Annotated in this window: 3 protein-coding genes; all 3 read right to left on the bottom strand. The window is 65.4% G+C overall.

Annotation, left to right across the window (positions count from 1 at the left end):
* From LPJ38_RS19390 to LPJ38_RS19380, 3 genes are read right to left on the bottom strand one after another with little or no spacing between them, the layout of a single operon-like run.
* Positions 1-9,747 carry a non-ribosomal peptide synthetase gene (locus LPJ38_RS19390; protein ID WP_145627093.1) on the bottom strand — a complete coding sequence of 3,249 codons (9,747 nt, stop codon included), beginning with the start codon at positions 9,745-9,747 and terminating at the stop codon, positions 1-3.
* A 44-nt stretch (positions 9,748-9,791) separates the two neighbouring features.
* Positions 9,792-10,760 (bottom strand): TauD/TfdA family dioxygenase, encoded by a 969-nt coding sequence (locus LPJ38_RS19385; RefSeq protein WP_145627096.1) that lies wholly within the window; start codon positions 10,758-10,760, stop codon positions 9,792-9,794.
* Positions 10,729-11,445: a thioesterase II family protein gene (locus tag LPJ38_RS19380; RefSeq protein ID WP_231088333.1), complete on the bottom strand. Its 717-nt coding sequence runs from the start codon at positions 11,443-11,445 to the stop codon at positions 10,729-10,731. Before LPJ38_RS19380 ends, LPJ38_RS19385 begins: the two co-directional genes overlap by 32 nt.
* Positions 11,446-11,502: the final 57 nt, after the last annotated feature.

Genomic DNA, 11,502 nt, shown 5'->3' with positions numbered 1-11,502 from the left:
TCACTGCTCCGCTCCCACCAGTTCCTGGAGCTCTTCGGCGTCGAATTCCTGTTCGATCAGCCTGATCGACACGACGCGGGAAAATGACGCGAGATCGGGATGAGCGAACAGATCCGAGATCGCAATCGACACGCCGATCTCCTGTGACACCCGGCTGAGCACCCTCACGGCAAGCAGGGAATGTCCGCCGAGCTCGAAGAAGTGATCGATGCGTCCGACCTGATCGACATCGAGCAGCTCCGCCCAGATCCCGGCCAGCGCGAGCTCGATCTCGTCCTCGGGCGCCTCGTAGGTGCGGCGCGCCACCACATCGTCGCCCGGCACCGGCAGCGCCCGACGATCGATCTTCCCATTGGGGGTGAGCGGTAGCTGCTCCAGCACCGTCACCGACGACGGCACCATGTAGTCGGGCAGAATGGCGGACAGCGTGTCCCGCAAGGCGCGGCCGTTGAGCGACGGCTCACCACTCGCATAGGCGAACAATTGACGTCCTGTCCTGCCCTCACCCGCCACAACGGCCGCCGCACGCACGCCGCGCTGCTCGATGAGGCGCGCCTCGATCTCTCCGAGTTCGACGCGGAAGCCGCGGATCTTCACCTGCTGGTCGGCGCGGCCGACATACTCGATCACGCCGTCGTCGCGCCAGCGCGCGAGATCGCCGGTGCGATAGAGGCGCGCGCCGCTGTCGCTGAACGGATCGGGGACGAACCGCTCCGCAGTCAACGCACGGCGGTTCAGATAGCCGCGGGCCTGACCAATGCCGCCGATGAACAGCTCGCCCGTGACACCGACGGGAACGATGTTGAGATCGGAATCGAGGATGTGCGCGGATCGCGCACCGACGGGCCGCCCGATTGGTGCAGGCTGGTGAGGTGTCAGCTTCGCATCGTCGACGATCCACGCCGTCGGCGCGATCACCGTCTCGGTCGGACCGTAAGCGTTGACCAGAAGATCGACATCGGCAGCTGCGCGAAATGCCTTGATGCCGGTATCCGACCAGGCCTCGCCGCCGACGATACAGACCCTGAGCGCAAGCCGTCGCCCGCCATGCCGCAACGCCGCGCTCAATTGATCGGCATAGGCCGGCGGCAGGAAGATCGAGGTCACCGAACTGCGAGTGATCTCGCTGATGAGGTCGTCGACCAAGAGGCCGGGTCTCGAAGGCAGGACGAGCGAGCCGCCTGTCATCAGCGGCACCAGCCATCGCTCGTGGGCGATATCGAAATTGATCGATGCGGTCTGGAACTCGCGGTCGCGCGAGGTCATGCGGTACAGCCGGCCGATCGCTTCGCAATGCATCGCCAGCGGCCCACGCGCAACGGCCACGCCCTTCGGCATCCCCGTCGATCCCGATGTGTAGATGACGTAGGCAAGACTATCCGGATGGATTTCGATGTTGAGGTTTCCACCAATGTCACCGGCGGACGGCGTCGGCTCCTCGATACAGAGCGCTTCGACCTCAGCTTCCCGCAGTACCGGCGCAAGCGATTCGAGTAGCGCGCCTTGCGTCAGGACGAGCGCCGCGCCGCTGTCGCGCAACATGTAGCCGAGCCGCTCAGCCGGATAATCCGGATCGAGCGGAAGATAGGCGCCGCCGGCCTTCAGGACCGCGAGCAGCGCGATGATCATGTCCGGGTTTCGGCTCAAGGCAATGCCGACCAGCAGGTCGGGGCCGAGATTCCAGAGCCGAAGCCGCCGTGCCAGCGCGTTGGCACGCACGTTCAACTCGCGATAAGAGAGGCGTTGGTCGCCCCATATGATGGCAACGGCGGACGGCGCCTGCGCGGCCTGCGCTTCGATATGCTTCACGACATCGGCGCAGGATGACGCCGAGGTCAGCTGCGCTGCGCCGCTCCATTCGAGAGTTCGCCGCGCATCCTGATCGGCCGCCGCCCTGAGACCACCGACCACACACTCCGCGTTCGCTGCGATCTGTTCCAGCAATCCGTGCAGGACGTCGCGAAGGCGCATGATGGTCGCCTCGTCGAACCGGCACGGGTCATAATTGAATTCGATATTCAGCCTGTCGCTCGCAGCAAAGACCGCAACTGCCAGCGCATAATTCGTCGGCGTTACATACGCGACACGTCCCAGCCGCGGGCCGCCTTCCCCGCCCCGCAGCAATCCCTCGTCGATGGGATAGTTCTCGAACACCAGGATGCTGTCGAACAGCGGCTGTCCAGCGTGGCCGGCGAGGCGCTGAATGTCGTAGAGCGGCGTCCAGCCATGCTCGCGCAGCGCCAGGTTCTGCTCCTGCAACCGGCGCAGCCAATCGCCCACCTTTCCTTGCGGGTTCGGCGCATCAACGATGGGAAGCGTGTTGATGAAGAGGCCTACCGTCTCCTCCGAGCCAGGCAATTCGGCCGGACGGCCCGAGATGGTCACGCCGAAAGAGACCGCGGAGTGCCCTGAATGACGCCGCAACAGCTGTGCCCATGCGGCCTGTAGGAGCGTGTTGAGTGTCACCCGTTCCTGCTTTGCGAACGACTTCAGGCGTTCGGTCAGCGCCGCGTCGACCGCAAGTCCAACACTGGCGTGGCCTTCGCCCTCGGATGACTTGCGGGCCGCCAGTGTGTTCGCAAGCAACGTGGGAGTCTCGAGCCCCGCCAAGGCCTCACGCCAGAACCTCTCGGCGCTCTCGCGATCGCGGCCCTGCAACCATGCGATGTAGTCGCGATAGCTGCCTTGGACGGCCGGTAGCGTGCCGCCGCTCACCAGCTGCAACACATCCGCAACCAGCCGTGCCGAGCTCCAGCCATCGACGAAGATGTGGTGATGGGTCCAGATCAGCCAGTAACGGTTGTCGTCGAGGCGGATCAGGCGAATGCGCTGGAGAGGCGGCTGTGAAACGTCGAAGCCCATCTCGCGCTCGCGCCGCGATGTCTCGGCCAGCGCGGCTTCCAGATCCACACGTGATCCGTCCCGCCAGTCCTCTTCGACAAACGGCACTGTCACCTGGCGATACACTACCTGCTGCGCTGCGCCCGACAGATTCTGCCAGGCAAACCCCGTCCGTAAGGCGGCGTGCCGGTCGCTAACCACCTGCCACGCGGCTTTCAGCTGGCCGGCATCGACGCCGAAAAGTTCGAGCCCGAGCTGGTTCACATAGGCATCATTGGCTCCGTCGCGCAGCGCGTGGAACAGCATGCCCTGCTGCATCGGTGAGAGCGGATAGATGTCCTCGATGCGGCGAAGATCCAGGGTCGCAGCCAATCGATCGAGATCAGCCTGGCCGAGTCCGGACAACGGAACGTCCGATGGCGTGAGACCGGACGCTCCCTTGCAGCAATGCGCGACCAGTTCGCGCAATGCAGCCTTGTACTGGGCGGCGAGCCGCTCGACTGTGGCTTGCCGGTAGCGCTTGCGTCCATAGGCGAAAGACAGCTCCAACCGACCTTCACGCACGAGGCCAGTGATGTTCAGCCAGCCACGCATGGGCGCCGTTGCGCTGCGTGAGGGACCTGCGGTCTCCGGTGCGAAGGTGAATTGCCGGGCCGCGCCGACGCTTGCGTCGAACTGGCCGAGATAGTTGAAGACGATCTGCGGCGCCGCCAGTTGCGCCAGGACATGGCGCTGCTGCTCGGAGCCGAGATAGCGCAGCACACCATAACCGAGCCCGCGATTCGGGATCGCGCGGAGCCTCTCCTTCACCGCTTTGATCAGTGACGCCTCGTCCGCGGCTGTATCCTTCAGCCGGACCGGGAATGCCGTCGTGAACCATCCGACGGTGCGGGATATATCCGCATCCGAGAAAATATCCTCGCGGCCGTGGCCCTCGAGCTCGATGGTGATCTCGTCGTGCCGGCTCCAACGCGACACCGCGCGCACGAGCCCTGCCAACAGGAGGTCGTTGACCTGGGTCCGATACGCTGCTGGCGCATGTTCAAGCAGCTGCGACGTCAGGTCGGCATCGAACACCAATGACACCTCGCCGCCGTCACCGACGCGGTCGACATCGCCATGGTCGTCGTCGCATGGCAGGCACACGCCGGCATCACAATCCAGCCAATGGGGCAATTCGGCCGCGAGCTCCGCGGACCCTGCGTAGGCATGCAACCGCTCACTCCACGAGGCATAGGAGTCGCTCTTCGGCGGCAGCGCGACGGAGCTGCCAAGTTGCAGCTGGTCATAGGCCGACGCCAGGTCTTCCAGCAGGATACGCCAGGACACGCCATCGACGACGAGATGATGGATCGTAAGCAACAACCGTTGGCTACCGTCCGCCAAGTCCATGCCGACCGCCCGCAGCAGCGGTCCCGAAGAGAGCGAGAGGCTTTCCTGCCCGGCGCGGGCGAGCGCCGTGATTTCCGCCGCGCCGCCGACATCAGCATGCATCCATAACAGTTCGGACGACCCCGGCGACAGCCCCTGCTCCGCCCGCCAGGCACCATCCATTTGCCTGAACCGCAAGCGCAACGCGTCGTGATGCTCCACGATGGCGGCGAGCGCGCGTCGCAGTGTCTCCCAATCGACCTGCATCCGGGGCAGCAGCAGAACCGCCTGGTTCCAGTGATCTCGATTGTCGATGTCCTCGGCGAAGAAGCGCGCCTGGATCGGCATCAGATGGCGCATGCCGGACGCCGCATCGCCGTCGGCTGTCGTCCTCGCTGCCGGTTTTTCCTCCTTCGTCGTCCCTGCCGATATGACGGCGACCGTCGCCAATCCGGCAACCGTCTGCTGGCTGAAGATCTGCTTCGGCGTCAGCCGGATGCCGCGCTTACGCAGGCGGGCGATGATCTGCAGGCTCAGAATCGAATCACCGCCGAGTTCAAAGAAATTGTCATGGCGGCCGACGCGTTCGCGGCCGAGCACCACGCACCAGACCGAAGCGATCGCAACTTCAACATCCCCTGCAGGCGTGGCATAGCCGACCGGCGCCCCCTCTTCAGCCGGCCCGGGCAAGGCGCGACGATCGACTTTTCCATTCGCCGTCAGCGGCAATCGCGCCAACACGAGGACATGCGAGGGCACCATGTAGTCCGGCACGATCGCAGCGAGTTGCTGCTTGATCGTGTCCGCCTGTGAACCGGCCGGGTTCTCAGGCACACAATAGGCGATCAACTCCTGCCGGTTGGCATCCGCCCCGACCGTGCGCGGAACGACCACCGCATCGTCGATCCCCGGCAGCGACTTGATGACGCGTGCGATCTCGCCCAGTTCGATGCGATAGCCGCGCAACTTGATCTGGTCATCGGAACGGCCAAGGAATATCAGCCGGCCCGCGTCGTCGCAGCGGACACGATCCCCGGTTCGGTAGAGACGCTCGCCCGGTATGCCGAACGGATCCGGCACGAAACGTTCCGCAGTCAGGCCCGCCGCGCCGCGATAGCCGCGCGCCAACCCGGCACCGCCGATATAGAGTTCGCCGGTGACGCCGATCGGCACTTCGTTCAGCGCGTCATCCAGGACGTGAGCGCGCAGATTGGCGAGAGGCAGGCCGATCGGAACCGGGCCGTCCTCGCGTTCCGCGGCGCATTCATGCGTCACCGCACCGACCGTGGTTTCCGTGGGCCCGTAATGATTCAGAATCCGGCAGCCCGGCCGCAAGCGCCGCACTTCGTCCAGCAGTGCGCCATCGCACGCCTCGCCACCGAGGACGAGGACATCGCGGGGGAGAAGATCGGCCGAGCGCGAGGCCTGAAGCAGCCCTCGCAGATGGCTCGGCACGATCTTGAGAATGTCGACCTCGCCCTCGCGCATCGCCTGCGCAAACGCATCGGCGTCGAACACGGCCTCCGGCGGCAGCAGATTCAGCGTCACGCCGGATGCGAGCGCGCCGAACAGGACGGTGTGGCCGAGGTCCGCAGCCACCGTGGAGACCATCGCCATGCTCGCTGACGGGCGGGGCTTCAGACGTTGCAGCAGAGCCTGCGCGTAATTGGCCAAGGCGCCATGCGAGACGCTCACCCCCTTTGGTACGCCGGTCGATCCCGACGTGTAGATGACGTAAGCAGTCTGCTCCGGATGATTCGTCACGCCGACCGGCAGGCTCGATAGCTCCTCGCGCTCGGCTTCCGCCGCCGCATCGAGCACCAGGCAATCGAGCCCGCAGGCGTCCGCCAGTTTCTCACCCGCTGCCAGCACGATCTCGATGCCGCCGTCGGTCAGGATGCGCCGGATGCGCTCCACCGGCCATTTCGGATCCAGCGGGACGTACGCGCCGCCGGCCTTGAGCACAGCTAGCAAGGCGACGACAAAGGCCGGCGAGCGCTCGATCCACAGCGCGACCGGTGTCTCGCGTGCCACGCCCTTGGCGATGAGGGCATGCGCGATACGGTTCGACCGCTGCTCGATATCTTCAAAGGTCAATTGCTCCCGGCCACATCGGATGGCGATGGCGGCCTGCCGATCGGCGGTTGATGCACGGTGCAGGCTGAGAACATCCGTGACGCGGAATGTCGCGACCTCACTCGGCACGGCCTGCCGGTGCTCCTCGTCAATGACGAAATCCGATATCCGCCGCTCGGCATTCTCAGCAATCTGGCGCAGCATCGACACGAATTGTGCCGCCAGTCGCGCGATGGTCGGACGATCGAACAGGTCGATGGCGTAATTGAACGTCACCTTCATCCCGGCAGCGCCGTCAATGACGTCGAGCGCGAGATCGAAATGCGAGCCCGCGAGATCGATGATGTCGATGTCGGCGCTGAGCCCCTCGGCGCCAGCGAAACCGCGCGGCGCCGACATGTAATTGAACTTCGACTGGAACAGCGGATTGTGGCCACCGCTGCGTTCGGGCTTGAGGCCATCCACCAACATCTCGAACGGAAGATCCTGGTGCGACAGCGCCTCGACCACCGCTTCCTTGACCTGTTGCAACAGGCTCGGGAAGCTCGCTTCACCAGCGATCTCGGCCCGCAGCACCAGCGTATTGACGAAACATCCGATCAGCCGTTCGAGCTGCGTGTGCCGGCGCCCCGCGATCGGCACGCCGACGCGCAGGTCGTTCTGGCCCGTATAGCGATGGAGCAGCACCTGATATGCGCCGAGCAGCAGCATGAAGACGCTGACGCGCTGCTTTCCGGCCATCTCTCGGAGCCGGGCGGCGAGCGCGCCGTCGATGGCGAGACCGATCGTGTCGCCGGCATGGCTCTGGACCGCCGGGCGCGGCCGATCATGCGGCAACGCCAGGACCGGATGAACGTCGCCGAGCTTGGTGCGCCAATACGCCAGCTGCCGATCGCCCTCGCCGCCTGCGAGCCAGTTTCGCTGCCAGGCCGCGAAATCCGCATATTGAACCGTCGGAACGGGCGGCGCGTCCGCACTTTGGCCGACGCCGCTGCGATAGAGGCCGGCCAGCTGTTCGAGCAGCACGTCGAGCGACCAGCCATCGACGATGATGTGATGAGCCAGCAGCAGCAACTCATGCGCATCATCCGCGAGCTGAAGCAGCATCGCGCGCAGCAGCGGCCCGTTCACGAGATCGAACGGCTTGCCGAGCTCGGATCGCTTGAGTGTCTCCACGCACTCGGCACGTTCCCGCACAAAATGTGTCCGGAGATCCTCGTGCCGGATGCCGATGTTCGTGACATCGTGGATGACCTGCGTTCCGCGGCCGTCCCTGGCGATGAATGAGGTCCGCAAAATCTCGTGCCGACGGACGATCTCACCTAGCGCGCGCGACAGCACGGCATGATCGAGCCGCCCCTTCAGGCGGATCGTGCTAGCAACGGTATAGGCCGTTCCAGCCAGATCCATGTTCCAGAGGAACCAGAGTCGCTCCTGTGCGTGCGACATCACCGCGCGATCGGCCGCGGCCGCCCACGGGATCGGCGGCAGCGTCCGGCCGGCGCCGGTCGCCCCCAGAGCATCGATCCGATCGGCGAAGGCGGCCAGCGTCGGCGCGTCGAAGAAGACGCGCAGCTCGACCTCTACGTTCATGCGGTCGCGGATCGCAGCGGCGGCCTGGCCGGCCGCGATCGAATTTCCGCCCAGCACGAAGAAATCGTCCTCGCGATGCACCTCCGCCACGCCAAGCGCATCGCACCAGATCGAGGCGACAGTACGCTCGGTAGCGGTGGCAGGCACAGTCGAAGATCCGTTGCCGCGGCGACGTCCCCTCTCGAATACCATGAAACTGTCGAGCGTATTGTCGGCAAGGCGCGCCGCGCAAGCCGATCGCTGCAACTTGCCGCTCGTGGTCAGCGGCATGGCCTGCGGGTTGAGCAAGACGATCACGGCTGGATATTCCTGCGCCTGCCGCAGCACCGCCTCGCCAATGGCGTGCGCGAGTGCCTCCGGATCGCTGCGCTTGAGCACGGTGCGGCTGAACTCCGCTGCGACGCCAATGGCTTCACGTCCGTCTATATCGACCGGAAAGGCGGCAACCCGCCCGCTGCGGACGGATTCGACCTCGGCTTCGACCGCCTGCTCGACGTCGGTCGGGTAGACATTCTGGCCGCGAACGATCAGCAGATCCTTGAGGCGACCGGCCACGACCAGCGCATCATCGCGAATGAACCCGATATCGCCGGTCCGCAGCCAGCGCGCACCGTCCCGCTCGACAAAGGCCTGACGCGTGGCCTCCGAGTTATTCCAGTACCCCAATGCAACACTGGGGCCGCTCACCCAGATCTCGCCGACCTCATTCGCCCCGGCTACGGCCGATCCATCGACGCGCATGATGCGTGTGTCGTGGCCTGCAGCGGCTCGACCGCACGCCACGAGGTCGGTGCCGTCGCTCGCAGTCGCAATGCGGCCTGCGGCGAGCTGCGCAGTATCGAGCGTATAGCTCACGGTCTCGGCTGTGATGTCGCCCGCAGTCACCAGCAGCGTCGCTTCGGCGAGGCCATAGCAAGCCGTCAACGCTCGCCGATCGAACCCGGCCCTCGCGAACCGGCCACCGAACTTCTCGAGAGTGGTCCGGCGGACGAACTCCGAGCCCGAGAACGCGAATTTCCACCGGCTCAGGTCCAGTCGACTGATGGTCTCATCCGAGATGCGGTCAGCGCACAGCGCATACGCAAAGTCGGGGCCGCCGCTCAGCGTGCCGCCGTGACGGTCGATGGCCTCGAGCCAGCGTCGCGGCCGCTCGAGAAAATTCCGCGGCGACATCAGGATGCCGGTAAAGCCCGTGAACAGCGGGTTCAGGAGGCCGCCGATCAGTCCCATGTCGTGGTAGAGCGGCAGCCAGCTCACAAAAACGTCGTCCGGCGTTCCGCCGGCGGCCGCTTCGATCGCGCGCTCGTTGGCCGCCAGATTGCCATGAGAGACGCAAACGCCCTTCGGCTGCGAGGTCGAGCCGGATGTGTATTGGAGAAACGCGATCGCATCGGCCGCAGGCCTCGTCTCGCGCCAGTCAGCCGCGAGGTCGGGCGGGATGGTATCGACCGCAACGATCTCCGCGTTGCCCAATTCGGGCAGCGCCGCTTCGATGAGACCGCGCAGAGCCGTCTCCATCAGGATGAAGCGCGGTGTTGCATCCCGCAGGATGCCGTCGAGACGTCCTGCATAACGCTCGGGGCCCCCCTCCGGCGGATAGGCGGGAACGGCGATCACGCCCGAGTAGAGGCAGGCATAGAATGCGACGGCATAGTTGGTCCCGCTCGGCAACAGGATCACGGCTCGCTCGCCTGCGCCGCCCACCTGCTGCAACCAGGCCGCAAGTGCCCTGATCCGCGCGTCGAGCGCTGCGAACGTCAGCTCACCGGCGACGTCCTCGCCTTCGAGGAACCGCAATGCCGCCCTCTCCGGTCGCAAGGCAGCGTGCTCTCGCAAGCGTTCGACGAGGTGGTCGGATCTGTCCATGTTCTCGAATTCCTGTCCGGCCGCGAGCCGAAAATTCTCACCGATCACCGCTGCCGATGAGCTTCCGCCATGGCGACGATCACCTTGCGCGGTCCCTTGAATGGGGCGCGCGCGTGCGCGGTGAGCATGTTGTCGAGCATGACGACGTCGCCGGCCTGCCAGGGAAAGCTGATCTTGTGCGTCTCGAGAACGGTCCGGACCGTTGCCAGCGTCTCGTCCTCGATCGTCGAGCCGTCGCCATAGAACACGTTGCGCGGCAGATCGGCCTCGTCATCGACCACGTCGAGCAGGCTCTCTCGCACCTCCGGCTCGAGATTGGAGACGTGGAACAGATGTGCCTGGTTGAACCAGACCCAGTCACCCGTCACCGGGTGTCGCGCCGTGCCCTGACAGATCTGGCGCGTGCGAAGCTCGCCGTCGTCCTTCCACTCGCACTCGATGTCGTGGCGAGCGCAATAGGCCTCCACCTCCGATTTGGAATCCGTGCCGAACACCTGCTGCCAGTCGACGTCGAGGCCGTTGCCGTAGTTCCGCACATACATCACGCCCTTGTCGGCAAACCGTTCGCGAATGGCCGTCGGCATGTCGCGATAGATGGCGCGGCTGTCGGCGATCGGCGTCTCCCCGCCTTCCAGCGCCGGCTGCATACAATAGAACCAGATCTTCATCGGCCAGTCGCGCGTATAGGCCTGCTCGTTGTGCAGTGGGATATGCTGGTGCGGCGGATATTCCGTGGACGTGTAGACCCCGGAGGTCACCTGCGAGCGCGGCGTCGATCCGAATTCGTAGGTGAGCAATGGGTGACCGAAATCGGCCGCGAAGGCGCGAAACGCATCGGGACCATCGAGCGAGAAATCGCGAAACACGATGCCGCCGCTGTCGGTCAGATAGCGGTCGATCGTCTCGCGCAGCATGGGAAGTGCCTTGCCCAGCGGCTCGCCGGCCGCACCCGCCTTGAACAGCATGGGAAGAGTTTTGCCCTCAATGAGTGGCTGGACGGAGAACGCGCTCATGATCCTCGCTCCGATGCAAACCGATCGATCGCCCCGATTGCCGGGCCAGCGCCGCACCGATCCGGTCGATCAGCTCGGCCTGCTGCGTGTGAATGAAGAAGTGATGCCCCGCCAGGATGTCGAGCGCGAACGAGGCCGAGGTCTCCTGCCGCCAGGCCTCGAGTGCCTCGCGGCTGGTCTCGTCGTCGGCCCCGCCAAAGACGTGCACGGGGCACGGCAGCGGACGTCGCGGTCGGTAGACATAGGCTCCGCACATCAGGAAATCGGCGCGCAACACCGGCAGCGCGGCTCGCATCAGCTCTGCATTCGCAAGCGCCTCGTCGGGCGTGCCCTGAAGATGGCGCAACTCCTGCATCAACGCTTCGTCGCTCAGGGGTTCGCGCCACCTGCTACCATCCCGCACCGCCGGCGCTTCCGCGCCGGAGGCGAAGAGCATGACTGGCGCGGCCGTCCCGCGATCGAGCAGGCCGTGCGCAAGCTCGAACGCGACCACGGCACCGAGGCTGTGCCCGAACAATGCGTAAGGCCCATCGAACTGCGCAGCGAGCTCGCCGGCAAGCTGCCCTGCCAGTACGCACGGATCGGTCGCCAGCGGCTCATCCATGCGCACGCCGCGCCCGGGCCACTCCACCGGCCGAACGTCGATCCACGACGGTAGGAGCCTGCGCCACCGCGCATAGAACATGGCACTGCCGCCGGAGTAAGGCAGACAAAGAAGCCGCATCGGACGACCAGACTCCGC

It is taken from the genome of Bradyrhizobium daqingense (assembly GCF_021044685.1).
In the GTDB taxonomy this organism is placed as follows: domain Bacteria; phylum Pseudomonadota; class Alphaproteobacteria; order Rhizobiales; family Xanthobacteraceae; genus Bradyrhizobium; species Bradyrhizobium daqingense.
The sequence above is the reverse complement of the archived record's forward strand: the minus strand, read 5'-3'. Positions and strand labels throughout refer to the sequence as shown.

Coding starts and splice junctions, on each gene's coding strand:
- LPJ38_RS19390 (WP_145627093.1), bottom strand. CDS start 9,747: ATGGACAGATCCGACCACCTCGTCGAACGCTTGCGAGAGCACGCTGCC.
- LPJ38_RS19385 (WP_145627096.1), bottom strand. CDS start 10,760: ATGAGCGCGTTCTCCGTCCAGCCACTCATTGAGGGCAAAACTCTTCCC.
- LPJ38_RS19380 (WP_231088333.1), bottom strand. CDS start 11,445: ATGTTCTATGCGCGGTGGCGCAGGCTCCTACCGTCGTGGATCGACGTT.